Annotated in this window: 37 protein-coding genes; all 37 read right to left on the bottom strand. The window is 33.7% G+C overall.

The annotated features are described in order from the left end of the window. Window positions 1-3: 3 nt before the first annotated feature. Window positions 4-240 carry a hypothetical protein gene (locus PBN151_RS06835; RefSeq protein ID WP_072728365.1) on the bottom strand — a complete coding sequence of 79 codons (237 nt, stop codon included), beginning with the start codon at window positions 238-240 and terminating at the stop codon, window positions 4-6. A 64-nt stretch (window positions 241-304) separates the two neighbouring features. Further along, complete coding sequence (locus tag PBN151_RS06830) at window positions 305-1,600, bottom strand: Gabija anti-defense Gad2 family protein (protein WP_175560635.1); 1,296 nt, start codon at window positions 1,598-1,600, stop codon at window positions 305-307. Between the two features lie 79 nt (window positions 1,601-1,679). Beyond that, window positions 1,680-1,985, bottom strand: a complete 306-nt coding sequence (locus PBN151_RS06825) for a hypothetical protein (RefSeq protein ID WP_072728364.1) — start codon at window positions 1,983-1,985, stop codon at window positions 1,680-1,682. A 290-nt stretch (window positions 1,986-2,275) separates the two neighbouring features. Continuing rightward, entirely contained in the window at window positions 2,276-2,569 is a 294-nt protein-coding gene (locus PBN151_RS06815) for a hypothetical protein (protein WP_072728362.1), read from the bottom strand. 18 nt (window positions 2,570-2,587) lie between these two features. Next, complete coding sequence (locus tag PBN151_RS06810; protein WP_175560634.1) at window positions 2,588-3,106, bottom strand: hypothetical protein; 519 nt, start codon at window positions 3,104-3,106, stop codon at window positions 2,588-2,590. A 163-nt stretch (window positions 3,107-3,269) separates the two neighbouring features. After that, complete coding sequence (locus PBN151_RS06805) at window positions 3,270-3,653, bottom strand: BC1872 family protein (RefSeq protein ID WP_072728360.1); 384 nt, start codon at window positions 3,651-3,653, stop codon at window positions 3,270-3,272. 40 nt (window positions 3,654-3,693) lie between these two features. Beyond that, window positions 3,694-3,867 carry a hypothetical protein gene (locus tag PBN151_RS31085; protein WP_175560633.1) on the bottom strand — a complete coding sequence of 58 codons (174 nt, stop codon included), beginning with the start codon at window positions 3,865-3,867 and terminating at the stop codon, window positions 3,694-3,696. 23 nt (window positions 3,868-3,890) lie between these two features. Then, on the bottom strand, window positions 3,891-4,283 hold the full coding sequence (locus PBN151_RS32485; RefSeq protein WP_227774484.1) for a CPBP family intramembrane glutamic endopeptidase: 393 nt from the start codon (window positions 4,281-4,283) through the stop codon (window positions 3,891-3,893). Between the two features lie 222 nt (window positions 4,284-4,505). Next, window positions 4,506-4,832 (bottom strand): hypothetical protein, encoded by a 327-nt coding sequence (locus tag PBN151_RS06795; RefSeq protein ID WP_072728358.1) that lies wholly within the window; start codon window positions 4,830-4,832, stop codon window positions 4,506-4,508. A 101-nt stretch (window positions 4,833-4,933) separates the two neighbouring features. Next, window positions 4,934-5,623 carry an FAD-dependent thymidylate synthase gene (gene thyX, locus PBN151_RS06790; RefSeq protein ID WP_072728357.1) on the bottom strand — a complete coding sequence of 230 codons (690 nt, stop codon included), beginning with the start codon at window positions 5,621-5,623 and terminating at the stop codon, window positions 4,934-4,936. 68 nt (window positions 5,624-5,691) lie between these two features. Further along, on the bottom strand, window positions 5,692-6,186 hold the full coding sequence (locus PBN151_RS06785; RefSeq protein ID WP_072728521.1) for a pyrophosphohydrolase domain-containing protein: 495 nt from the start codon (window positions 6,184-6,186) through the stop codon (window positions 5,692-5,694). Window positions 6,187-6,227: 41 nt separating this feature from the next. Continuing rightward, complete coding sequence (gene nrdF, locus PBN151_RS06780; protein WP_072728356.1) at window positions 6,228-7,199, bottom strand: class 1b ribonucleoside-diphosphate reductase subunit beta; 972 nt, start codon at window positions 7,197-7,199, stop codon at window positions 6,228-6,230. Then, window positions 7,200-10,400 carry a ribonucleotide reductase N-terminal alpha domain-containing protein gene (locus PBN151_RS06775; RefSeq protein WP_072728520.1) on the bottom strand — a complete coding sequence of 1,067 codons (3,201 nt, stop codon included), beginning with the start codon at window positions 10,398-10,400 and terminating at the stop codon, window positions 7,200-7,202. It lies immediately after the preceding gene. A 34-nt stretch (window positions 10,401-10,434) separates the two neighbouring features. Continuing rightward, on the bottom strand, window positions 10,435-10,779 hold the full coding sequence (nrdI, locus tag PBN151_RS06770; protein ID WP_370510405.1) for a class Ib ribonucleoside-diphosphate reductase assembly flavoprotein NrdI: 345 nt from the start codon (window positions 10,777-10,779) through the stop codon (window positions 10,435-10,437). Between the two features lie 286 nt (window positions 10,780-11,065). After that, the gene (locus tag PBN151_RS06760) at window positions 11,066-11,272 is read right to left on the bottom strand and encodes a hypothetical protein (protein WP_072728354.1); all 207 of its coding nucleotides are present in this window, start codon (window positions 11,270-11,272) and stop codon (window positions 11,066-11,068) included. Between the two features lie 110 nt (window positions 11,273-11,382). After that, on the bottom strand, window positions 11,383-11,682 hold the full coding sequence (locus PBN151_RS06755; RefSeq protein WP_227774440.1) for a hypothetical protein: 300 nt from the start codon (window positions 11,680-11,682) through the stop codon (window positions 11,383-11,385). 43 nt (window positions 11,683-11,725) lie between these two features. Beyond that, a complete protein-coding gene (locus tag PBN151_RS06750) occupies window positions 11,726-12,505 on the bottom strand; it encodes a DNA adenine methylase (RefSeq protein WP_072728518.1) in 780 nt (259 codons plus the stop codon). 225 nt (window positions 12,506-12,730) lie between these two features. Next, window positions 12,731-13,069 (bottom strand): hypothetical protein, encoded by a 339-nt coding sequence (locus PBN151_RS06740; protein WP_083544992.1) that lies wholly within the window; start codon window positions 13,067-13,069, stop codon window positions 12,731-12,733. 122 nt (window positions 13,070-13,191) lie between these two features. Then, window positions 13,192-13,602, bottom strand: a complete 411-nt coding sequence (locus tag PBN151_RS06735) for a hypothetical protein (RefSeq protein ID WP_072728350.1) — start codon at window positions 13,600-13,602, stop codon at window positions 13,192-13,194. A 15-nt stretch (window positions 13,603-13,617) separates the two neighbouring features. Beyond that, a complete protein-coding gene (locus tag PBN151_RS06730) occupies window positions 13,618-14,064 on the bottom strand; it encodes a hypothetical protein (protein WP_072728349.1) in 447 nt (148 codons plus the stop codon). 23 nt (window positions 14,065-14,087) lie between these two features. Then, window positions 14,088-14,462 carry a hypothetical protein gene (locus PBN151_RS06725; protein ID WP_072728348.1) on the bottom strand — a complete coding sequence of 125 codons (375 nt, stop codon included), beginning with the start codon at window positions 14,460-14,462 and terminating at the stop codon, window positions 14,088-14,090. Window positions 14,463-14,491: 29 nt separating this feature from the next. Continuing rightward, window positions 14,492-14,623 carry a hypothetical protein gene (locus PBN151_RS32255; RefSeq protein ID WP_265332078.1) on the bottom strand — a complete coding sequence of 44 codons (132 nt, stop codon included), beginning with the start codon at window positions 14,621-14,623 and terminating at the stop codon, window positions 14,492-14,494. 14 nt (window positions 14,624-14,637) lie between these two features. After that, window positions 14,638-15,138 (bottom strand): hypothetical protein, encoded by a 501-nt coding sequence (locus PBN151_RS06720; RefSeq protein WP_072728347.1) that lies wholly within the window; start codon window positions 15,136-15,138, stop codon window positions 14,638-14,640. Between the two features lie 40 nt (window positions 15,139-15,178). Then, on the bottom strand, window positions 15,179-15,460 hold the full coding sequence (locus PBN151_RS06715; protein ID WP_072728346.1) for a hypothetical protein: 282 nt from the start codon (window positions 15,458-15,460) through the stop codon (window positions 15,179-15,181). A 39-nt stretch (window positions 15,461-15,499) separates the two neighbouring features. Next, window positions 15,500-15,814, bottom strand: a complete 315-nt coding sequence (locus tag PBN151_RS06710) for a hypothetical protein (RefSeq protein ID WP_072728345.1) — start codon at window positions 15,812-15,814, stop codon at window positions 15,500-15,502. A 12-nt stretch (window positions 15,815-15,826) separates the two neighbouring features. After that, the gene (locus PBN151_RS31075; protein WP_072728344.1) at window positions 15,827-16,132 is read right to left on the bottom strand and encodes a hypothetical protein; all 306 of its coding nucleotides are present in this window, start codon (window positions 16,130-16,132) and stop codon (window positions 15,827-15,829) included. Continuing rightward, window positions 16,129-16,281: a hypothetical protein gene (locus PBN151_RS31070; RefSeq protein WP_175560631.1), complete on the bottom strand. Its 153-nt coding sequence runs from the start codon at window positions 16,279-16,281 to the stop codon at window positions 16,129-16,131. Before PBN151_RS31070 ends, PBN151_RS31075 begins: the two co-directional genes overlap by 4 nt. 46 nt (window positions 16,282-16,327) lie before the next feature. Beyond that, window positions 16,328-16,546: a hypothetical protein gene (locus tag PBN151_RS31065; protein ID WP_072728343.1), complete on the bottom strand. Its 219-nt coding sequence runs from the start codon at window positions 16,544-16,546 to the stop codon at window positions 16,328-16,330. Window positions 16,547-16,594: 48 nt separating this feature from the next. After that, the gene (locus PBN151_RS06695) at window positions 16,595-16,783 is read right to left on the bottom strand and encodes a hypothetical protein (protein WP_072728342.1); all 189 of its coding nucleotides are present in this window, start codon (window positions 16,781-16,783) and stop codon (window positions 16,595-16,597) included. A gap of 11 nt (window positions 16,784-16,794) precedes the next feature. Next, a complete protein-coding gene (locus PBN151_RS06690) occupies window positions 16,795-18,483 on the bottom strand; it encodes a DHH family phosphoesterase (protein ID WP_072728341.1) in 1,689 nt (562 codons plus the stop codon). Window positions 18,484-18,575: 92 nt separating this feature from the next. After that, window positions 18,576-18,797, bottom strand: a complete 222-nt coding sequence (locus PBN151_RS06685) for a hypothetical protein (protein ID WP_072728340.1) — start codon at window positions 18,795-18,797, stop codon at window positions 18,576-18,578. A gap of 90 nt (window positions 18,798-18,887) precedes the next feature. Beyond that, the gene (locus tag PBN151_RS06680; protein WP_072728339.1) at window positions 18,888-19,427 is read right to left on the bottom strand and encodes a metallophosphoesterase; all 540 of its coding nucleotides are present in this window, start codon (window positions 19,425-19,427) and stop codon (window positions 18,888-18,890) included. A 19-nt stretch (window positions 19,428-19,446) separates the two neighbouring features. Next, a complete protein-coding gene (locus tag PBN151_RS06675; protein WP_072728338.1) occupies window positions 19,447-20,586 on the bottom strand; it encodes a hypothetical protein in 1,140 nt (379 codons plus the stop codon). An 18-nt stretch (window positions 20,587-20,604) separates the two neighbouring features. Beyond that, entirely contained in the window at window positions 20,605-21,036 is a 432-nt protein-coding gene (locus PBN151_RS06670; protein WP_072728337.1) for a hypothetical protein, read from the bottom strand. A gap of 61 nt (window positions 21,037-21,097) precedes the next feature. After that, complete coding sequence (locus PBN151_RS06665; protein WP_072728336.1) at window positions 21,098-21,364, bottom strand: hypothetical protein; 267 nt, start codon at window positions 21,362-21,364, stop codon at window positions 21,098-21,100. Next, window positions 21,355-22,296, bottom strand: a complete 942-nt coding sequence (locus PBN151_RS06660; protein ID WP_072728335.1) for a ParM/StbA family protein — start codon at window positions 22,294-22,296, stop codon at window positions 21,355-21,357. The genes PBN151_RS06665 and PBN151_RS06660 overlap by 10 nt, the downstream gene beginning before the upstream one ends. Window positions 22,297-22,412: 116 nt before the next feature. Further along, the gene (locus PBN151_RS06655) at window positions 22,413-22,808 is read right to left on the bottom strand and encodes a hypothetical protein (protein ID WP_139295289.1); all 396 of its coding nucleotides are present in this window, start codon (window positions 22,806-22,808) and stop codon (window positions 22,413-22,415) included. Window positions 22,809-22,851 lie beyond the last annotated feature (43 nt).

The following is a 22,851-nucleotide window of genomic DNA, read 5'->3' as shown; positions in this document are numbered from 1 at the left end:
ATGTTATTCCACATACTCAGCCAAGATAGCTGCAATAATTTGTTCTGTAATCTCCTCTCCTTTACTAAAGTACCTAAAACCATATTCCTGTTTATCATCAACCCAAGTCTCTAATCGACAAGTGTAAAAATCGTAAGACATTTCTTTGGCTACCATAATACTAAAGTCAATGTCACTACTTTGCATAATGAGTTTTTCATCATCACCAGATGAGTAACGATACAATTTATATTCAGTCATATACTCATTCCTTTTATGTATATTTCAATAATTAATACCTATGAAATTGTCCTTTTATTCCCCCTTAAATCCAATCATCGTCTTCTTTACCCAATAAGGAAGCATACTCCTCTTTGGGAACTTCACGAACTACATGACACTTTTTAAATTTAATCGTATCACCATCAACATCAACAAGCTCTTCACTGTCAACAGTAACTTCAAGCAGAGCTTTTTCTTGTTCGCTAGAATAAGTCGACTTATTAATATCTCGTAACTCATTAAAATACAGTGCAGGAGTATGATAGTATCCATTTTCCTTAGCAATGGCTATAACTCCAATAATGTACTCGAAATTTGAATCATAAAAACTAAAGTATTTACCCTCTTTATTCTTTTTGACGAATTTATAATATTTTTTGTTTTTGAAGTATTCAACTGGATCTAATTCTTTTCCGATCTTTGGCTTACTCTCTGAATGGTGTAGCTTACCATTATAAATTCGATATATTTCTTCATCTTCACTATTTTTGTTTATGACAATGTATTCAACTTCTGACTTAATTAAATCGTCTAGAAAATCCTGCATATTTCCAAACTCACGTTTTAAATTAGATGGAGTTTCAAAGTATTTATCTTCCATAGATAATTCAGATATGTATTCAATCACTTCATTCATGTCTAACTCTTTTTCGTTGCCTTCTTCATCTTTAAGTAACTTATCAAAATTATTGCCGTACATACCACCAAGCTGCTCTTTTAACTCAGTTAGCGAGGTGATGTTAAGTTGCATACATGTCAGAATAATTCGAATCATCTCTGCCTTTGATATCTTATATTGTTTCTCTTTATATTTCCATGTTCGCATGAGAGAAATGATTGGGTATGCAGTTTTAGGGTTGAACTTTAGCAGCCGCTGTGAATTATGTTTAAAGAAGTCTTCATGTAGGATAAATTCTTCTGTCTTAAAGTCAAAGCATCCCATACAAACTGTAAAATCAAATGTTTCAAAAATCTCTTCTGGGTTACTAAAATACTTGAAGTAAATTAATTGGGTATCAATTGTTTTTTGATACTTGATTAATAGAGCCTTATCGGTTTGTGAAATAACCCAACCGTCACCCCATACTTCTTCAACAAAGCCGATTAATGATTTTTCATCTCTAAAATAAATATCGATGTCATTAATCTCTCGATTACACATAAGACTTGTAATAGTTCCACCAGCAATGTAGCACTCGTACTTCGTCAATAATTGAACTAAGGATAAACCTAAGTGAGCATAGAGTTTTTTCTTTTCAAACTGATATTGATTTGTATTCTGCTTTTTATTGTACGATTTAATGACTTCTTCAATTCCTTTAACTAATTCTTGTTTCATTTAATATCTCCTTTGTTATATATATTTTAGAATTATACTTCTTAGATAAGCATATTTATATATTTCTCGCTTTGAATACTTAATCCAATCTGATTTTTAATCTGTTTTCAATTGTTAAATCAAAATAATTATTACTGAGTACGCCTCTGTTGATCAACTCTAATACTATTGTTCTATATGTTGGGGCATTATTTAAGAATCTAACACCTTTATAACCTTCTCTTCGTTCACAAACATGAAGTACATTCATTAGATGTCTATTAGACATATCTCTAGGTTCATGAACTACCCCATCACTTGTTGTCCATACAACTTTTTGAGGTTTGCATCTCCTTGGTTCGTTAAATATTAATTTGTCTATATAATATTCGGATATTTCCCCCATAATCACTTATTCTCCCTTATCTGTGATATGATCCTATAAAAATCACATTTCACAATCAATCACGTAGATCAAAGTACGTAACACTGCATGATACAGTATTTTTTGCTAAGAATATGTTCTCATTTTTCCGAGCGAACATTAAATCAGCACAATCACTTTCATTCAGATCAGCAGCATATAAGTACCATTCATCATTTAAACCTAACTCTAATCTACCACGTTGCTCAAGTCTGTCCCACATATTGATACTTATCCTCTCCTTTAGAATGAAATGTAGCTTTTATTGTGGCCTACAAGTCTCCAGTCTCAATAAACACATTTAAAGCACTAACTAATTCTTTCGCCTGTTCTCTATTTAGATGCATTCTTGTTGTTAAAAGTACATCTTCTGGAATTTCGTAGGGAACCCATCCAGTTCCACCTTGAGGTGTCTTACTCGCCAATATCTTCGGATCAACATAGTCAACCCCTAACCAAACCGCATCTTCTGTTGCTAATGATGATTTCTGAAGAGAGCATTTTACATCGTATAAATCGGTAAAATTAATGACAGTGAACCCTCTGTTAGTCCTACCTTTTTCCATTGAATTGATCACATCCCCCTAGTTATTGATCTGCTTGAAATAATCAAGGTTGTTAATAAAGCTTATTTGACCGTCTTCGATCTTTACAAATTCAGCTATTAACTTATCCCAATCTTTTAAAGATTTTTCTTTATACTCTTCCGTCTCCTCATCATATTGTTCAAACCAATACTCAACTCCATCATCCACACTTGTATTTTTAAAGACGAAGTACGGAGATTTTTTCTCATCGATATCTGATATGTTGTCAGCAATTTGATTAAATCTTTCAGCAATATGCTCATATTCTAAACAAGAAACTCCATCGTCGTTTAAATGATACTCTTTATTATTCACGAGGAAATCTTTAATCCCTCGTACAACGATATCCTTGTCTTTAGTAAAGAATATTTGTTGCATCGAAATCTCCCAACAGATTCGATCAGAAATATTATTACAATTATTTATAATTTCATTTAATTGACGCTGTAGCTTATCTCCATCAAGTCCAATTAAGCTTTTCTTATAGCCATAAGGTGTTAGAATCTCATTGTGCAAATATTTATCAAGGAGCACATCCCATATAATAGGACTAAACCACCAAGAATTAGTATATTCTTCACTTACTATCCCATTATAATTTTGATCGATCTCGAACAGACTACTTCTACTCGTAAAATATTTACCCTCTTTCTTATTTTTATATTATAAAATACATCTTTTATAGCATAGCCAAAACAGTAGCCTTACAAATTGCTTCTGGAGCTTCTTCTTTTGTTACTTCGATTGATTTCCCATTAACCACATTTAACAAGACGCATCTATAATTTATAGTTCTCATATCATTAGATTCTTCGTGGTTTAATTTATACAGCATCCAATCGGTTTCTTTCAGTTTGTTAACCAATTCCCAAGCTGAACTAATATCTGTTGACGGAGAAAACGTTCTGACATCCATACTAAATGGTTCATATCTGGCTACGCCAAATTCCATATCATCTACAATATCGAAATCAACCCCACTCTTCCATGACATTACTTTCTCTGCTGCTATAGCATCCAGTTCCCTACCAGTCTTAATAGATAAAATATTTTCTATCAACATTTTCTTACACCCCTCATTTTTCCACTATAAAAGTGTTATTTTAATAATATGTATCATCAATAAATGCTGTAAGTTCATCTGAGTTGCTTATCCATCTTACATGGGATGTATTATAGAGCACTTCTACTTTTTCATTAGAAAACTTGAATGACCATCCATCCTTAGTCAATTGTTCTAACTTCTCCATTGCATCTACAAATCTATACCAACCCATGAATTCACCTCTACTCATAAAAATTAGATAAGGTGAGCTGACTGATAAAACAGAACTATGAAGTTTAGTGTGATATGTATAAGTATGCTAGTGTACAATGTCTCTGTTTTATAGTAGTAAAAACAAAGAACCAGCCCAACAAAGAAATAACCAAAAAACAAACTTAAGCTCATATGTCCTGCCGCAAATAGTATTGAGCTACTAATGGCTGCTATGAAGGAAAACTTTTTCGAACGTTTTTGTATGTATCCAAATATGATATATCTAAATATTACTTCTTCCACTACCGGAGCAAATAATATCGTGTACAAAGGTATTACAGGTAGTGTTGTTAAAACTGATGCTTCAGTTGTAATACCAAGTATGCTAAATGATATCGTATTTAATATACCTTGACCTGCAATTGATAAGAGCATTCCTATATATGCTTTTTCATATATCGCCTTATTGAAGACTAATTTATTGAAGTTTATTACTCGTAACTCATTTTTGAATGCTAATACTGTTATAGTTATCATCAGAGGTGCAGAGACAAGATTCATGTATGGTGATTGTGTAGCAATTGATAGTATGAATAATAAAATAAATACCGTAATTACTATGTATCGTTTATATACTTTATTTATACTTTCCACCTGCTAATCATATATGTATTCTTTATAATTATCATTATTGTAAAAATATTTGAACTCTTTTGATTCTAATTTTTGTTTAGCGTTGTTTAGCTCTTGAATCAATGTGTTTACTTGTATCAGTTCAAATTTTACTTTTCTTCGTTTTCTTGTTAAGTCTTGCAGTTCTTTAACAAATGAAACAGATGATTGTGTGTCATACTCTTCTAGTTCCACTCTATGATATGCTTCAGAAAGCCCTTTATCATATTGAGATATCCATTTTGTTAGCTCTTCCTTTTTCACTTTCAATTCATAAATACTGTCAGTCACATACTGTAATGAATAATACAAGTCCTTCTCCCTCCTCTTTAAAATAAAAATTGGATTATCCTATTTCCTAAGATAACCCAATCATAGCACCACACTCTCATATCGTCAATATACTTTTTTTATTATTTTACACAAATCTCTTCACTGCTTACAGGAAAATGTTCTTTAATGAATTCTAGAACAGCGTTAGCATATTCCTGAATTTCTTTTTGGGCATCATGCTCCAATCGTTGGTTTAGAAAATGGCAAACTGATTGCAATGAAGTAGACCAGTACCAACGTACATACATACCATACGCAGGGAGGAAAAGTCTGGCCTGTTCAGCACATACTCCAGCTTCCAATGCTTGATTATAAAGAATCTCACCTTGTTCAATGTAATTGTTAAGGAAATAGGTGAATTTCTCTCCTTTTGAAGTGGCTATTGGCTCACCACTCCCCTGTTTTGAATTCATAGGTGCTGCTCTCCATTGCTCTGCTGATGGAATATAAAAAGCCGGATCTTCAGTAATATACCGTCTACTGGACTCATTCCAAGCGTCCATTGTGTGGTCAGAACCTACGATATATTTCCACCACTGTCTAGCAACCATAAGTGGTGCATAGATCTCAAATTGTATAAACGCATGACGAAACGGTGACGTGTGGCCTTCACGAGCAAGGAATTTGATTAGTTTTCTGTCTCGATCTGTTAACTCCTTCGACTCTTTGTCATAAGACACTCTAGCAGCATTTACGACAGAAAGATCACTCCCCATTACATCAACAAGACGTACATATCCCTTATCTAAAACATGTTTGATATTTTCCATTTTTATTAGTCTCCTTTACGTATGAAAGAAATAAAGGGAGGATTGATCCCTCCCCTCTGAACCAATTGCTATTGTGCAGCAGCTTTAATTTGACGCTCAATTTCCTGTTCTAGAACCCCATCTGGCGCAACCCAATGTGGGGGCTTAATAACCTTACCGACATCATTGTATTTAGGCTTCCCGTCTTCCCACAGTTTAGCCATATTAGCTTTATGGACGATATCGAATAGAGGATTAGGATCTACACCAGCCTCAACCATCCCCCCGTTAGCGAAATAGAGGATATCGATAAATCCATCGCAAATTCCCATCAGTTTGTTTTTTGAACGAGTTTTTTCTGTTTTCTGACGCATAAATGTATCAAACATTTTATCCATCAAATAATCATAAAAACGTTCAAATTCAGCATCATTGTTTGAGTGCTCAAATAATATTTCTACAATCTCTTCACCGATCCACGATGTTCTATTAAGAACCTGATCTTCACTAAGCAATGTTGGTTGATCTGGCGCAGGGCAATTAAATGCCTTTTGAAACTCTCTAACCTTATCAAATTGGGTCATAATATTCAATATTAATCACTCCATATGCAGTATTTTAGTTATTAAAAATAGAAATCTTCATCTTTAATTGGTTCAATTGTCGCTTTCTGATACGAGTTCCCCTTCATACTAAAGAAATCAAAAGATTTTGTTTTTGTATTTAACCCATTTAGTACAACTGGATTAATTTCTTCTTCCTCAAAGTATGTTTCTAAACCTAAATTCTGAAGAGCCTTATTTGCATTGTATCGCACAAACTTCTTAACATCATGATCTAACCCAACCTGTCCATAAACCTCTGCTGTATAATCAATTTCATTTTCATACAGTCTAACAAGAAGATTATATGTCCACTTTTTAAGTTCTTCTTTTTTCTCTTCATCTTGTTTATTCAATAGTTCTTGCGCTAGGAGACCAATGTAAACACCATGAATGGCTTCATCTCGAATGATTAAATTTATAATTTCTCCACTTTGCATCATTCTTCCCTGACCATAGCACAGTAATGGATAATAAAAACCGCTATAGAAAAGAAAACTCTCAAGAAAGACTGAGCCAACCATTGCTTTATATAGAGAAATATCATCATTAATATTCTTATATAAGTCTACGATTATATTTGCTTTTTTCTGTAGATGTTTATTTTCTTTAACCCATTCAAACAAATCACGAATTTCTTCTTGTGAGGCAAGTGTAATAAAAATGTTTGAGTAAGATTTAGCATGAACTGCGTTCTCCATCATACCCATGAAGCTTAGTACGGCCTTGCGTTGATGACCTTTTACAAAGTTCATTATTTGCGGCATTCCAGTATTCCCTTGTTCAGTATCGAGCAAGGTAAGTCCTGCTAGGGCTTTTTTGTATGTATCTTTCTCATCTTGGGACATTGATTTCCAAGTTAGCAAATCACCATTGAGACTTATTTCTTCCGGTAACCAGAACTGTTTAACGTTCTGATCGTAAAACATCTGTGTGAAATCATCATCGGCTGTTGACCAATTGGCTGCATCGTAAATCACTGTATTCCTCCTAATCTATACTGTACAGGACAAACATTCGTCTTGCTTAGTTCTCTTTGTTCTTGCGTAATAGATTGTTTTAATCCCTTTATGATGTGCATATAGATCAATTTTTGTTAGATCCCGTGTTGTCATCGTATCTTTCAAAAACAATGTAAATGAGATACCCTGATCGACATGCTTTTGAATGCTAGATATCATATCAACAACATCAAACATATTCATGTCATAAGCTTCAGTATAGTAGAACCAGTTACTTTCGTTTAGAAATGGCATTGGATAATATGTTTTTGAGTTTCCATATGTGCGCTCTTCAATGCGTTCCGTGATTGGCATAACTCCAGCAGTGCTTGACTGAACATACGAAATACTTCCTGTTGGTGCAATTGCCAAGCGATATGCATGATATAATCCATGTTTCATAACCTGTTCTTTCAACCAATTCCAATCGTTAATTGTAGGAATATATATACCATCGAATAGTTGTTCTACTTTATCGGTGGTTGGTGAAAAATCTGTTTCTAGATACTGTTCAAAGTATTCACCTGTTGCGTATTTAGATTTATCAAATCCATTGAACGTTTCGCCACGTTCTTTTGCTATTTCCATAGAACGCACAAGTGAATAGTAATTCACCATCATGAAAAATGTATTAGCAAAATCTCGTGCAATTTCACTTTGGTATTGAATTCTGTTTTTTGCTAAGAAACCGTGCAAATTCATTGCTCCAAGACCAACAGAATGCATTAATTCATTTGCCTTCCTTACGGCAGGAGCATTTTTAATATCAGTTGAATCAGACACAAAAGTTAAGGCATCGATAGCCAATTTAACTGCTTTTTCTATCGATTTATTATCCATTACATTAGCTATGTTTATTGAACCTAAGTTACATGAAATATCTTGACCTATGAAATCTTCATGACCGTAGTCAGCATAGGTAGAGACTTCTGACTTTTGAAGAATCTCAGAACAGTTTCCAGTAACTATCCCGTTAAATATCAATGAATGATAATCTTCTTGTGTTGTATCATATACGTCTTCTATACCATAGAAATCAATTGATGTGACTGTAGCTTGATAGTTATGCTTTGGTTGTCGTGAGACTGGTTGCAGTGTAGCTGTAAAGTCAACAAGCTTTTGTTTGTCGTTTGGTTTTAAATCAATAATTTCATTAAACAATTCTCTCGATGTTCTATCTTGTACACTGATTTTATATGTTTGTTTACAGTAATATTCTTTAGTTCCTCCATTTCCATCAGGCATAATACGGTTACCTTCTTTATGGGCAGAATAGATTGTGCTGTAAATTCCCATGTTGAGTAACATCATTTGAATTTCTTGTAGGAATTTTTCATTTGTTTGAACAAGTTCAATTGTTCCTGCTTTATATTTAGCATTACAGTTAACCGTGCCATCCATTTGGTAAATACCACTAAGATATGCTGCTTGTGTTTCTTTATCGCCATAAAAAACGAAATCTGGAATTTTCGTTTTTGTTTCAGAACGTATACCATACTCTTTCATTATTTTCAGCAACAGGCCGCTGTGTAACGTCTTTCTATTCTGTTCAAGATTAACATTAAATGTTGGTGCATAATCAGCATTATGCTTGTATTCAATACTTCTATCTAAAGATTTATCGATTATGTATTTTACTTTATCTTCAACTATTTTTGAAAGACTTCCTTTTTCTCCATATAGATAAATAATAGCTTGATTTTCTGTCAAACATCCATCACCTGCAATTAATCCAGCAACATAAGCGAGCTCAGGATAGTGAATTTTCCCGAAAGAACCTGCCCCAGATTGAACAAGTATTTTATCTCCTTCCTTTACGTCTTTCAAAGGAATCTTGATGATTTCTCCTTCTCTTTGTACATACATCTTGTGCCACTTGGTGGCCTTGAGCTCAAATCCTTCTTTAGTTTCAAGTTTAAACACTTCTGCATTTTTGGCTGTTAATTGCATTGGAATTGCATCTATACTGGTTACACCTTTTTGATTTTTATCATAATTTATTGTTCGATTATCAATTACTACTATTAGTTCATGACCTTCCTTGTACAGTTCTCTAGCTTCAACGTAGCCATCTTCAGTAAGAAGTTTCGTATCACCAGTAACACAAAGATTACTGAATTTCACCTTTTCATCAAGCGCATGAACTTTGTTTACATTATCTTGAAACATAATATATGGGTATCCTGATTCGAACCGTGTTACAGCAATCTGTTCAAGTAATTTACGTGGATTAATCTTAACTTTCCTTACCTTATCATTATTGATTAACGCATCATACATGATAGACATATCCATCTCATCAAGATGTAATCCGTACTCTTTATAAACAGTATGAGGATAGAATGTATACATGTCTTTATCTTCTCGTGCTAGTTCAATCATCTTATCGGGAATGACGACTCCAATAGATAATGTTTTAACTCGAAAATCCTCGTCTGCATTTATTTTTTTCGTATCGAGGAAATCAATAATATCACGATGAAATACGTTTAAGTATACAGCACCAGATCCTTGCCTTTGCCCCATCTGATCTGCATATCTAAAGGCATGATCAAATAACTTCATGACACCGACAACGCCTTTGGTGGCATTCTCAATATCCTTTATTGCCTCTCCCTTAGCTCGAATCTTGGACAGGTTAATTGATACGCCTCCACCAATTTTTGATAGCTGCATCGCAATATCAACCGTCTTAGAAATATCGTTCAGTGAATCGTTACACTCCAGTAAGAAGCAACTAACAAGTTCTCCTCTTCTCTTCTTCCCTGCATTCAACGTTGTTGGCGTTGCTGGTTGATACTCCTGACCAATAAAAATATGTATGAAATCCTTGGCCTTATTAAAGTCACCATCTGCCAAATATAGAGCCATAATAGATAGTCTATCTTCATATCTTTCAAGTATTTTACTTTTATCATTCGTTTTCAATGCATAATCATTATAGAACTTAAACGCACTCATGTAAGATGAAAATCTGAACTTCTTACTGTATGTGATATTAAAAACCTCTTTGATCTGTTCAAACGTATATTTATCAAGGAACTCTTTTTCGTAATAGTCATTTTCCACAAGGTAATCAAGTTTCTCTTTTAGATCATGGAAAAATACCGTATTTTGATTAACATGATCTACAAAGTAGCTCTTTGCTGCTTCTTTGTCTTTTTCAAATTGGAATCTACCTTCTTTTTGAATCATGATTTCATTGTTTAAAGAAATATACTTAGGAATGTTAGACAATCTTTTTAGCCTCCATTAAAAATAATTCAACATCTGATTTAGTTCCACTTAACTCAAACTTTAATACGATTGGTACACTGTACATCTCGGCTATTTTACTAGCAGCCATGCCATAGTAATTTCCCCATGCTTTGTTTCCACTTGATGCAACTCCTTTTAGGTTCATGTAGTTACTCTTTAGAAATTGCAAAGTGGTGCCTGGAACTTCTCCGAATTTAGTGGTGTATGTTACTAGAGCAAACGGTTCATCCACTATTAACTCACTATGTATTCTTATATTGCTTACGCTTAACTTATTAATGAATCTTTCTACATTACCTGTCTTTGAATCCCACACTATTAGCAGTTTAGCGTCCCTCCTGTTGCACACCTCTCATTACGTCATAAATAAGTTCATCTAGTCGCTGAATCACACTCTTGGCCTCATCAAGATTAAATGAAACTATCGCTCCGGATGTATCTTTAATAAAAATAATGTCACTCTCATGGTTTTCTTTGTAGTAATCAATTGAGTTATCCAAGTTTCCATAATTGTGCCCCACCTCAAATTTACACTTATTCAGTAGTATCACCCCCTTATAAAAGAACTGTTTCATTATCATATAAGCCAAGTATCATTTTGACTAAAGGATAATTTCAGATTCAATCTCATATTCATTGGCTGGATTAATATCATGCAATCGTATTAGGTTTTTACGAATTTCTTCTATAATTTTTACACACTCATCACGATATTCATTGTACTTATTTTTGTGATAAAATAGTTCTTCCTGAGCGTCAAAATAATCATCTTGCAATCTGTTCAGTTCACTAACTATCAATTTTTCCATAATCCCAAACAGCTCCTTTTTTATCGGTTAATATAAATATCGTGTTCCCTAATCAGTTCTAATTCGTTCTTGACACCACTATTCTATTACCCTCCTTATTTACTTCTGCTTCACTGCAAAGAAACAAGGCGAGGATTACAACCATCAAAGTGAATCATCTTCACATCAGGGACAAATGTTATTGCCTCAGCCACACTATAACTACCGTCTACATTTTTTTGTTGGGTTGATACTTGCACTAAGCATCCATTCGGCAAATTACATACCTTTGTCGATTTCATCCAGCCCTGAGATTCAGAGCTTGCCTTGCACAACAGTTCAAACGTATCTCCATTACCATACACTTCGATATCAGAAATCTTTGCTTTTGCATCCTCAATGTTATTTGCATTTAGAGTTTTATTGTCCATAACCATTCTCCTTATATTTTTATTAACTAATAAAAGATTAATTTTATTCTGTTATATCATAGTTAGTAATAATTAACTCTTTAAATTCCTGTCTTCCGCTGTTTGTTTTACAAACGCTATAATAAACTTCATGATTAATTATGTTGAATTCTTTGAATAAATCTCTTATGTATTCATCATTGTTTATTGTATAAAGCCACTTTCCCTTGCAGTTTTTACAAATACGATATAAATCTTCATAATCATTGTCTGTAAACTTTCCCACAGCATACTCTTTAGTGTTTCTATATGGGCTATCGATATAAAAGAAAGTGTCGTCGCTGTCGTACTTTTCTATGCATTTTCTAAAATCTAATTGTTCAATTACCACAGTTTTAATTCTTTCATAGGCTTCATCAATATCTCGATGAATTTTATCTAGCTGCAATGGAAATTTATCTTTTTTTGTCCCGAAAACAGGATTCTTCATATCAGCCCCAAAGCCTGCATTTACTAGATAATAGAATACATGTGCTCTTTCAATTGAATCATGAATATTACCAGTTTTCCATTTCTTTTTATAATCATTGAATGTCTCTCGGCTGATTAATGTGTACTTGAAGCTATTTAGAAATTCTTCTTTTGCATTCTTAACTACAAACCAAAAGTTCATTAGACCATTATCTAAATCATTAACAATCTCCCAGTTAGATCTATCCTTGCCGAATAGTAAATATGCTGCTCCTCCAAAAACTTCAACATACCCTTTATGATTAGGAATTAGTGGAATCATCTTTTTAACCATTCTTGACTTTCCACCAACCCATTTAATTGGACTATTCAATCTAATTTCCCTTTCATTAATAAAATAGAAACATGATTTCATTTGAAAAACAGCTCAAGTTCTTTGGACGAGTCATCGATACTTTTAATATACTGCTGAACCTCATTTAACAAATCATATGACTCAGGGACGTGTGATAAGACTTCATCCCAAGAGATTTGCGAAAGTTCTCTAATGCTTCTCCTTAATGAATCAACATTAGCTATCGCTTCAATGTATCCCACATTAATCAACCTCTATTATTTTGTTTACTAATGAGCCATAATACTTCGTCATGTCATACTCATTAATAATCCTCTCGCCATGTTTATTTCGTACAGCCTTAAGCCAAGGAGCTTCAGTTTGAACAAAGTTTTTCAAGAACATTCGATCCTCTTTACCGTATACATCCCATACCTCGTAAAGTAAGCATAATTCATCATCAGTATAAATATCGCTCACACATTCTACATCTGGTATTCCATTCCATCCAAAATGTCTGTACTTTTTATACAGCTCCATATTTAGCACACCACTTTCTGTTGCTTGAAAAGTGCTAGTAAAGAGCTGCTTATTATTAAACACCAAGCTCCAAGCTTGAGCGTAATAGCAAAGGCATTGTAACTTCAGTACATCAATTGGCCTACGAGTAGAATGTGATCTATGTATGAAGAAATTTGCAACATCAAAAACTGTTATCTTATTAACTAAACCTGATCTACAGAAGTAATATACGTTCCTCCACCACCTTGTAGATTTTGTGGATTCCCATGATTGTGATTATTAATGGATACCGAATGAGTATGCCCTTTATCTGCTTTGTTACCGAGCTCATTCTTTAAAAGATTGAATTCTTCTTTTAGTTTTTCAATGTCATCTAACACATTGCAAGAACATTTCATAGAACTATGAGTATTCTGCTTTTTAAAGGAATTCATATGCTGTGAAAGTGATTCTTGAATAGCTTTAACTAGAGAATCACATTCTTTTGAATTTTGTAAAGTTACTGTATGATAAATAACGGTATCCTTTTTCCTTTGTCCATCAAGAATGCTCTTCAGTTTTACAATTTCCTCTACTGTTCCTTCTACTTCAATACCATGAAACTTTGCTTTCATTAGCCAATCCCTCCTTCAAAATACTAGAATATAAAACATATAGCCAAAGTACACAGTCCAAAAAATTGATTTAACTAAGCTCCATAGTGTGCGTTTATTTGCAAGTATTTCAGCCTTATAAACAATTCTCTCGTTCTCGCTCATATCTTCTACCTTTTTAATCTTCTTATTGGCTAATAACCCGATAATGATTAGAAAAATAGCTGTCACAGTTGGATATTTGTACGTATCATAATTAATGGCTTGAATTAAATAATATACTTCAATGATAAGTAAGATAATAGCTAAAGCGAGTGGAACACATCCCTGCTTGACTGACTTTTCATTGAATTCGTCTTCACTCATTCCTTCAGCTTTTTCGATTTTTAGTAAATTCAATTTATTGATTGTTTCAAAGAATATTCCCTTGTTGAAAACAGCAAGTAAACTTATGGTAAAAAATACAATTGTCCAAAATACCATGTTATATACTCCCTTTCGATTTTTTAAATGAAAATATTAATACTCTCTAAATATTTTCCTTGTAATTCAATAATTTCTTTTATATCCTCAACACCTATGTATCCTTTATTACTCTTCATTAACTCTTTCCAGATAAACCGCGCCTCTTCATCAGGGTTTACGTGTACAGGCTGCACATCAAGCGGTTTTGACTCTTTAACGATTTCACGCTCTGCAACGTTTGGTGAAGTGTGCTCTTTGTAGCCGAATGAATACATAACTCCATTAGACTGGAAGATTACCTCATAGTAGATATACCATCCTTCACGGTGTGTATTTTCTTGTACAATATGAGCAAACTCATGCTTTCCATTCACAATATCCCATAGTTCTTCTGTGGTAAATTCAACGATATGCATATTGTCTTTCCTCCTTTGAAATGGTTATTTTATTCTAATGAGTTAACAGCAGCTTCAATCAATTCATCTATCTCAGTTTGGGTATTTAGATCACATGTATTATCACTTATTTCCTGAAGCTTATTGATTAAGGCTGATAAAAACGCATTATCTGCTTTCATTCGTCTTCCTCCTTTTACTTCTTTAGCTCTTCAAGATACTTTTCTTGATATTCGATCTCAGTAATTGGCACAACTAATCCATTAGAACGCTTTTCAAGATCAAAATCACATTCGTAATAAATATCATCATCACTTGTACGGTAACTCTTTAAGTGCTCTCCTGAAAGTCTCATTACACCATAGATAAAGTTAATCGTACCTAGATCTCTAAATTCAGTTAATCCAACTTTTTGAATAATTCTCTTATATTCTTCATGGATCTCTTTTGCTCTCTTTGTGTTCGATTTCAGCTTTCCTTCTCGGTTAAATAGTTTTTTATTCTCTTCATTTTTTATTTCTGAAGTATCTATGTATAAATCATCTGGATGACGTGCGATTCTTGTAATCTGCTCACTTAATAACTCACTCACTAAAGGAAAGACATTAGTCCAAAGTTTTCTGAGTTTGAAGTGCTCTTTTACTGCTTTATCATATTTAGTCCCTTGCTTTATCTTAAAATATAGTTTATCACTCATATACAATTATCTCCCCATAATTTTATACTCGCAGTTTTGGTTAAAATGATTCTGGAACTAAAATGTAGAACGTATCAAAATTATCAACTTTTGCGTAGTCAATAAACCCATCCGGGAAAAGCAGCTTATATCTGGGAACAGTTCTAGATCTAATTGTTGCATCCAAAGTAACAACTCCTGTAATTACTGGACTTCCTCCGTGTTCAGTATGGAATGCTTTTAGCTGCCATAGTGCATTATTGATCTCATAGCCATGCTTTGAAGCTATCTCTTCACCGATTAACGGTTCCTTGGGTACTGCTCTTACTACACCTTCAGCCATTTATAATCTCCTTCCCTCATGAAAATCCTCTTTCAAAAATTATTCATCAAGCATTGCTTCGACCGTCTCTCGTCGAGCCTTCTCGCTCATCTTATGAAACGGTATAGCAGTTGATGATCGAGCATTAATCAGTTTTCTCGTATAGTCACTCAACTCTTCTTTAAGCCTACAGTTTTCTTCTCTAAGTTCAATTAAATCATTGATTACTGATCTTAGTGCACCATCCATCGGTGGTGATCCCCATTTCCTACCATTCCTCCAAATAACGATACAACTTCCTGTGTCTTCAAATGAGTATTTACCGTTTTTAGTTTCATAGATAAACTCTGGAATATTTCTCACCTCTTTCTCCATAAAACTCTTCTTTCATCGTGTCGCCTTATACCTGAGTAATTCATCAATTTTGTTCCTAAGTTCCAACATGTCATCATGACGAAAGTTCATTTGTGTTAGTTTGCATTTCCCATCTATTCCATCTAGTCTTATGGAAATGATAAATCGTCTCTGATCTTGGCAACCTTTTATTTTGTATTCACTCATATACATATTTTGCTTTGAATATTCAAATCGATGATCTCCCCTTGGGTAAACAACTCCACTTCCTACCACTGATGCATGAATACAAGGCATACCATCGTCTCCAACTCTCAGATTAAACTCCATCTTCATCATTCCACTTTCATCTCTTCATACATCTCCATTGCATAGCTGTACCCCTGCCAATTATCAACACCATAAGCCTCTAAGCAGCCTAACTTGTTACTATCATCAAGCAAACTTTCGTATTCAGCCTTTGTGATAGATACCATAATCTTATCCATAGTCAATCTCCTTTGAAGATAGTTTTCATGATCTTCCAATTAAGATTTATTTTTTTTCGATGTTAACATAGATATTCTTCAATGAATTGAGGTCGATACCCCCACCAAGTGTACACTTCAAATCAAAGATATGTTTACGTTTAGTTTTCTTAATTGTATACACATCACTTTTATCGTAGAATGTTGTTCCGTCTATATCCTTATCTGTTTTACCTGCTTCAATTTGCTCATTAATCCATAAATTAATAATTTCTGAATTCGTCAAGATTTAGTTTCATACCTTTCCTCATAAAATTCAAATTTTATTCTCTTATTAATAAATCAAACAATCCTCTGAAGGAGTCCAAATATCCATTCCATTAATACGTATTTTAATATCTTGTTTCATTTGACCTGATAATTTCCAGTTCTTTGTCTCTAAAACAGAACCGATTTTACCATATAGATTGTGACTTTGTGAGTAAATTTCGACCATATCACCAATTTGAAAGAAGTGTCCCATGGATATCTCTCCTATCTTATTTTGTAATCTTCAATAAAAATTTGCATAGTTCTTACTACTTGATAGCGAGGCTTGTATCTTACCCATTCATTCAGATTCAAGCTGCCTACTATATCAACCGCTCTCTTCTCAGGAAAGTCATCAATAAACTCATTGCTTGTTCTGAACTTCATAGCAAGGATGCTTGGCTTTATTCCTTCAATATCCTCATCATTTACGAACCATGTAGATGATTCTGGACATCCTGATACTCTGAGAGTATCTTTATTTTCACCTATTGGTTCCTTCTTGAGTGAGTACAGCCCTTTAATCAGAAACTTTGGTTCTTTGAATTGATTGCCACTTAATCTACTAAACTCTTCTACAGCAGCAATTAGATTCTCATCAATGTTTTCAACATCAAGTTCCAAATCATAATATACGACTTGTTCAAATGTTTCATTTTTAAGACCATTATTTAGTGATTTCTGGAATTTCTCCAAGTCACAGATTTTAATTCCAACACCACCAGCAGCTTGGTGACCCCCACTAAAGAGTACTTCAGGTATATTCTCAACAAAATCTAGGAACTTGAAGAAACCGATTGAACGAAAGCTACCATGATATTCATCATCATTGTCCTTTGCTTTACCTAAAACAACTACAGGACGTTGATATCTATTCGCCAAGTCAGAAGCAACAAGGCCATTCATGTTTTTACCTAATGAACTATCAACTACCACTAAACATTGATTGCTTAAATCTAAAGTCGGTATAATTCTTTCAATTGCTTCTTTTTGTGTAAGCTTTCTTTGACTATTAAGACTATGTAGTTTCTTGGCTAAACTTAGAGCCTCTTTTTCAGTCTCTGCGATTAACATTTCAAATGCTAACTCAATCTTATCAAGTCTTGTTGCTGCGTTTATAAATGGTGTTATGGTAAAGGCAAAATCACTAGCGTTCAGCTTATCAATGTCTTTCTTCGCAATCTTTAAAATAGCTTTAAGGCCATTATTTTTGATGTTATTCAAAGATTCATTTACAAGAGCTCGATTCTCCATTTGAATCATAGACATTTGATCTCCGTGCAGCCCAAGTCCAGCTAAATCTATAAGATCGTTTGAATAATTTACACCTAACATATCATCAATAACCTGACATACTTTCCAAGCTAATAGTGCTCCAGATGTGTCTTTGTTTGGGTACTGGCAATCCCTGTGTTTATCATTAATAAGGATACAGTATGGATTCTCATCGCTGATAATGTGATGGTCAATAATGATAATATCTATTCCACGCTCGCTAATTTCCTTACACGTTTGTACCTCATTTGAGCTACTGTCCACGATGATTAGCAAGCTTGTTCCCTCTGGTATCTTATCTTTCATATGGTATACTCCATGTCCGTCGGATCTCTGAGCATGAAAGTATTTAACTTTATCAGTGAATTTTCTTAAGTGATTATATTTAATTCCACCAGACGTAACACCGTCTGCGTCAATATCAATATGTATAGAGATGTTCTCGCCGTTCTGTATGGCTTGAATGATTCGTTTACTCGCAGGTACAATGTTTCGTAGAAGATATGGACTATGAAAATGATCCCTGCTTGGTTTAATAAATTCCCTTAGGTTACTTATACCATTGATTGCTGCAAGCTTGTTGATGATTGGATCACTATCTAGATAAGATGTCTTAGGTTTCTTTTGTCTCCATTGCAATTTTTACTTGTTCATTCCTTTCTGATTTGATGAGATTATCATAACAGTTTTAATTAACATAAATCAATATTTTTATTTATATTTATTATTTTTTATTTATATGTATTTACTATTCCAGCTCTTTCAATATCAAACATAACCTTACCCCATACTGCTGTTTCTGAAGGCGTAAAAACTAAAGGATTGTCCAGGTCATGTACAGCACTAAAAACCTTAAGTACTCCAGAATGAAGCGCCTTTAGTTGTGACTCAGTAAATTTCATATTGCCAACAGTTATGACTTCAGGTTGTTCTTGTTTTAAAGAAAGTGACATTGTTTTACTCCCCTTTACTTATGTTTTTTAATTGCAAAGTTATATGCAACATTTTGATACTCAAAATCGACACCTCTTAAAATGAATCTTTTATTGCATTCTTTTACGTTTAGAAGCCGAAATAACTTTTATTTCAATCTCTGTTGCATTAATAGGCCTATAATCTGTATTCTCAACCGATGCACAAAAGTATTTTTTGGGATCTAGGTGCTGATTTTCTGAATGGGTATGTCCATGTATGTTTAGCCAGATTCCGATATCTTTTAAATAGTTCAAATTCACTTCGGAAAGTGGTTCATGTGTCAAGATACAATTTCCCCACTGATACATTTTATACGGCATGAAGCCAAGCTTTTTAAATTTCCCATCAGTAATCCCCTTGTCATGGTTACCTCTAATTAATATGTTTCTTGTGCTTTTAAGGCGATTTGAGATGTAATCGATTCTTTTAGCGTTGCAAAAAAACATATCTCCCAACCAGAATACCATATCTCCATCATTAACAGTTTTATTATAGTTTTCAATAATTACATTATCCATATGCTCCACATCTACAAAAGGACGATTTTCATATTTTATGATATTCTTGTGTCCAAAATGTGGGTCTGATATGAACCAAACATTATTCAATACTATTCCCCTCCAATTTTTATTTGCCCATAGCACCAATACTGAGAAGCTTCATTCGCACTTCAGGCCAAATATATGCCATACTTCCTTCACCATTGCTGTCTGCACAAAACCAATTACCAACTGATGGTTTTCCGTTTCTAATATACTTTTCTAAACTTCTAATCCATCCTGACTCTGTTGATGACATTGGAAGATCTCTCTTATCTAAGCTAATATAGCATGGTTCGTCAAACTTTCTGTACAGTCCAAACGGTCTTCCTTCGTATTCTTTTAAGCCTAACCTACTGTTCGGCTTCTTGAAGAACTCAAACTTCCTAGACATCCAATTATTATCATAAAGATATTCAAGTATTAGGTTGATTTCATTAACTCTACCTGCTCGTTTCAAAAGTCTCGCCTTTTTTGCGAATTGTGCAAATTCCTGTTCACTTGGCTGATAACGTGACTTTGGATTGTGGTGTCCTGATCTCTTAATTAATTTATGTATTTTATTCTCTTCAACTGAATCCAGATCAAACAGATAAAAACATGCTATGTTGCTATATTCATTCTTATTAATTACTACCCACCACATGTTATTAATATTGTGATACACAGTACCTCTCTGTAGAACCCCTTTGTAATCCCTAAAATACTTTACATCACCATTATTAATTCTACGCTTATCTTTATCTAAAGCGTTATAGTCTGGTATCTTTTCAGAAGACCAATGTCTATCAGGATCATTTATATGTAGCATAACCTGCTCGTGAGCATTTTTTCTTTTCTCTTTAGATTTGTCTTGGTATCCATTTTCCTTAAGCAAGCATATAATTTTCCGTTTTTCTAATTCGAATTGCTTTTTAATCAAGTATGGCATCTTTTTATACTTATTAGAGTCATATCGTCCACCATTTCTATTTTCATAATTTACTTCTTGGTAGAATTCAATTTCAAATCCTGCTGGATATTTACGAGAATAGAATTTTAAGTCGCCTTTATACCCAATGAAATAATTTCTGCGAATAATCTTACTTACATCAGTATCGTTAGCAATAGTAAAACCTCTGGATTTAAGCAATGCAAAAACCTTTTTAAGTGTTGGATGAGAATATTCTTCATCTTGCCAAACCCTTATTGAAGTGTCATAACAATTAATGCTTGCCTCTTTATTCATTGTTGCCCCCTATGAAACTCATGTTTTATCACCTGATTTTCCACCTTTTAGCCAACTTATTGCAGATGCATATAGCGATTTTTCGTAATTCAAACAGCCCTCATTTGAACTGGCATGATAGTTACAGCTTAGTGCTCCAGTAAAAGAACCATCATTACATTTACATGTTTTACAAACTTTATTTTCAATTTCTTTTCTTTCATTTTGATCTAGAAGATAAAAGTGTCTTTGTTTAATTTTCATGTAGTTATTTAGATAAACAATTCTTTTTCTCAAACCTTCTGAATATGCAATACGTCCTTTGTCATACATTGTTGGTTCCCAACATTCAATTGGTGTCTTGCTCTTTATAATCTCCTGAAGCTCTTCTAAAGATTCTACCCCTTCTATATAAAACACATCACTAATTCTACCAACAATTGTATAATCTCCGTAGCATTCTATAAACATTATTTACTTCACCCTTAATATCTATGTATTGTAGATACAATTATGTACCTACATATTTTATTTATATATCTAACGTAAAATCCAATTTTGCGTCCAAGTCGTCATCTGAGTCTTCAACTTTATTGATCATTATTGATGAACTATCATCATTAACAAGTTTAATATTATTGACTGCATTGTTTTTCAAACCACCACCAAAGAAATACTGTCTCATAGCCTCTCTTATTATGTCTGCTTTATCTACATGATCAGGAAGTTCCATAAAGGCTTTCTTCAAATCATCATCTCTTTTTGGTCTGAGTCGTGCTTGAATCACTTTCACTTCCATGTTCTCATACCTATCTTCTCATTACCTCTTACTTGGGCTAACTGGTCAAATAAATATTTCTCCTCAAAACTAATAAATTCGAAAATTTGATGTGCTGCTCCTCCACCAATTAAACAAACATCAAAACTTACATTCAACCCTTCAACTTCATTTTGAATTTGAATCGCTAAGGCTTTAAATGCTCGCTTAATCAGTGGCCTAATGTCATATCCCTCATATCTTCCAGAGATAACGTATTGATCTAACTCGTATCGTGCTGGAGACTTCCCAACTTTCTCTTGAATATAACGCTGAAGTAATTTATATGCTGTATCCACACCGAGCAGAAGTGTGGTTGAAAGAGGCATAATTTCTAACTTATCTAAGCCCAATATATTTAATGTGTAGAAGCCTAAATCCAAGACAAGGATTCTCTTCTTTGCAAATTCTCTCTTTGCAATCTTACCTTCATTATCTAGAAGGAAGTCCATTGCTATCCCTTGTCCTTGGGGTGTGATTTTAATCTCATGAATATTGGGTGTTACCGAGAAAGAATTTCTTAGTCCACATCTTATATTATATGGTTCGATGTTGTTTAAATCCAATATTTTATTTTCTAGTTCTTCCTTCTGGTTGAAATAAAACTTGATGGGTAATGTACTAATTACATTACAAGGGGCAGAACGTGTTAAGTATCCTATCCCTGTCTGAAGTAAGGTGTCAGTAACATCAATCTCACTTGCTTTGTTATCTTTCATTGAAAAATACTTAATGTCACTTTGTCTAAGTGCTAAGTCGCCCACAAAGTATTGCTCATTGAATACAAAATCATCCTTCTTGTAATCAAACATTGGTTTAGATTCACCTGTTATTGATGGCTGCCTAAACACCCTATTCTTGAATGTTCCCTTTGTCCAACCAAATCCCAGTTCAATTGAACAGATATCAAGCATTATATAATCACTCCTTGTAATAATATGTATTACAATTTATACAAGGAGATTATACCACTTATTTATATGTATTGATAGTGATATTTTATTTATATTATGAAATTATTCTTTTATTACTAGTTTTTTTCTGTTGTGACAGCTTTATTAACTGGATTATCAATTAGCCATTTATAAATTAACTTTAGTGCCTCTTCAACTCCATCTTTTTGAATCCTATGTTTCCATGATATCAATTCAGACACGTCCTTTATCAACATTAAAAGAGAGTCAGCTCGATTTTTCTGTTCTTTATGCATCAACTCAAGTGATTCATAACTTTCCTGTAAATTCTTATACTCCTGCATCCAGTAGGCTAATCGTTCCGTATCGTTTTCAATCTCTATCATTCCATGCATCGTATGCAATTTACGGATAGGACAGTTGAATAAATTCTTGGCGTGTCTGTGTGCTTCAACTTGCTTCCAGTCTTCTTGCCAGTCTCTTGCCGACTGCTGTATCGTTTCAGGCATCATTACTATCTCCTTCCTTTGAAACCCCGCATGCGAAAGTAAATGA

The organism is Paenibacillus sp. NAIST15-1, from assembly GCF_001894745.1.
Classification (GTDB): Bacteria; Bacillota; Bacilli; order Paenibacillales; family Paenibacillaceae; genus Paenibacillus_B; species Paenibacillus_B suaedae.
Note: the sequence above shows the minus strand (reverse complement) of the source record. Positions and strands in the feature narration are given on the sequence as shown.

Excerpts from the sequence above, each read along its gene's own strand:
- PBN151_RS06835 (WP_072728365.1), bottom strand. The coding sequence starts at position 240 with ATGACTGAATATAAATTGTATCGTTACTCATCTGGTGATGATGAAAAA.
- PBN151_RS06830 (WP_175560635.1), bottom strand. The coding sequence starts at position 1,600 with ATGAAACAAGAATTAGTTAAAGGAATTGAAGAAGTCATTAAATCGTAC.
- PBN151_RS06825 (WP_072728364.1), bottom strand. The coding sequence starts at position 1,985 with ATGGGGGAAATATCCGAATATTATATAGACAAATTAATATTTAACGAA.
- PBN151_RS06815 (WP_072728362.1), bottom strand. The coding sequence starts at position 2,569 with ATGGAAAAAGGTAGGACTAACAGAGGGTTCACTGTCATTAATTTTACC.
- PBN151_RS06805 (WP_072728360.1), bottom strand. The coding sequence starts at position 3,653 with ATGTTGATAGAAAATATTTTATCTATTAAGACTGGTAGGGAACTGGAT.
- PBN151_RS31085 (WP_175560633.1), bottom strand. The coding sequence starts at position 3,867 with ATGGGTTGGTATAGATTTGTAGATGCAATGGAGAAGTTAGAACAATTG.
- PBN151_RS32485 (WP_227774484.1), bottom strand. The coding sequence starts at position 4,283 with ATGCTCTTATCAATTGCAGGTCAAGGTATATTAAATACGATATCATTT.
- thyX (WP_072728357.1), bottom strand. The coding sequence starts at position 5,623 with ATGGAAAATATCAAACATGTTTTAGATAAGGGATATGTACGTCTTGTT.
- PBN151_RS06785 (WP_072728521.1), bottom strand. The coding sequence starts at position 6,186 with ATGACCCAATTTGATAAGGTTAGAGAGTTTCAAAAGGCATTTAATTGC.
- PBN151_RS06775 (WP_072728520.1), bottom strand. The coding sequence starts at position 10,400 with ATGATTCAAAAAGAAGGTAGATTCCAATTTGAAAAAGACAAAGAAGCA.
- PBN151_RS06760 (WP_072728354.1), bottom strand. The coding sequence starts at position 11,272 with ATGGAAAAATTGATAGTTAGTGAACTGAACAGATTGCAAGATGATTAT.
- PBN151_RS06755 (WP_227774440.1), bottom strand. The coding sequence starts at position 11,682 with ATGGACAATAAAACTCTAAATGCAAATAACATTGAGGATGCAAAAGCA.
- PBN151_RS06735 (WP_072728350.1), bottom strand. The coding sequence starts at position 13,602 with ATGAAAGCAAAGTTTCATGGTATTGAAGTAGAAGGAACAGTAGAGGAA.
- PBN151_RS06730 (WP_072728349.1), bottom strand. The coding sequence starts at position 14,064 with ATGGTATTTTGGACAATTGTATTTTTTACCATAAGTTTACTTGCTGTT.
- PBN151_RS06725 (WP_072728348.1), bottom strand. The coding sequence starts at position 14,462 with ATGCATATCGTTGAATTTACCACAGAAGAACTATGGGATATTGTGAAT.
- PBN151_RS32255 (WP_265332078.1), bottom strand. The coding sequence starts at position 14,623 with ATGAAAGCAGATAATGCGTTTTTATCAGCCTTAATCAATAAGCTTCAG.
- PBN151_RS06720 (WP_072728347.1), bottom strand. The coding sequence starts at position 15,138 with ATGAGTGATAAACTATATTTTAAGATAAAGCAAGGGACTAAATATGAT.
- PBN151_RS06715 (WP_072728346.1), bottom strand. The coding sequence starts at position 15,460 with ATGGCTGAAGGTGTAGTAAGAGCAGTACCCAAGGAACCGTTAATCGGT.
- PBN151_RS06710 (WP_072728345.1), bottom strand. The coding sequence starts at position 15,814 with ATGGAGAAAGAGGTGAGAAATATTCCAGAGTTTATCTATGAAACTAAA.
- PBN151_RS31075 (WP_072728344.1), bottom strand. The coding sequence starts at position 16,132 with ATGATGAAGATGGAGTTTAATCTGAGAGTTGGAGACGATGGTATGCCT.
- PBN151_RS31070 (WP_175560631.1), bottom strand. The coding sequence starts at position 16,281 with ATGGATAAGATTATGGTATCTATCACAAAGGCTGAATACGAAAGTTTG.
- PBN151_RS06695 (WP_072728342.1), bottom strand. The coding sequence starts at position 16,783 with ATGGGACACTTCTTTCAAATTGGTGATATGGTCGAAATTTACTCACAA.
- PBN151_RS06685 (WP_072728340.1), bottom strand. The coding sequence starts at position 18,797 with ATGTCACTTTCTTTAAAACAAGAACAACCTGAAGTCATAACTGTTGGC.
- PBN151_RS06675 (WP_072728338.1), bottom strand. The coding sequence starts at position 20,586 with ATGAATAAAGAGGCAAGCATTAATTGTTATGACACTTCAATAAGGGTT.
- PBN151_RS06670 (WP_072728337.1), bottom strand. The coding sequence starts at position 21,036 with ATGTTTATAGAATGCTACGGAGATTATACAATTGTTGGTAGAATTAGT.
- PBN151_RS06665 (WP_072728336.1), bottom strand. The coding sequence starts at position 21,364 with ATGGAAGTGAAAGTGATTCAAGCACGACTCAGACCAAAAAGAGATGAT.
- PBN151_RS06660 (WP_072728335.1), bottom strand. The coding sequence starts at position 22,296 with ATGCTTGATATCTGTTCAATTGAACTGGGATTTGGTTGGACAAAGGGA.
- PBN151_RS06655 (WP_139295289.1), bottom strand. The coding sequence starts at position 22,808 with ATGATGCCTGAAACGATACAGCAGTCGGCAAGAGACTGGCAAGAAGAC.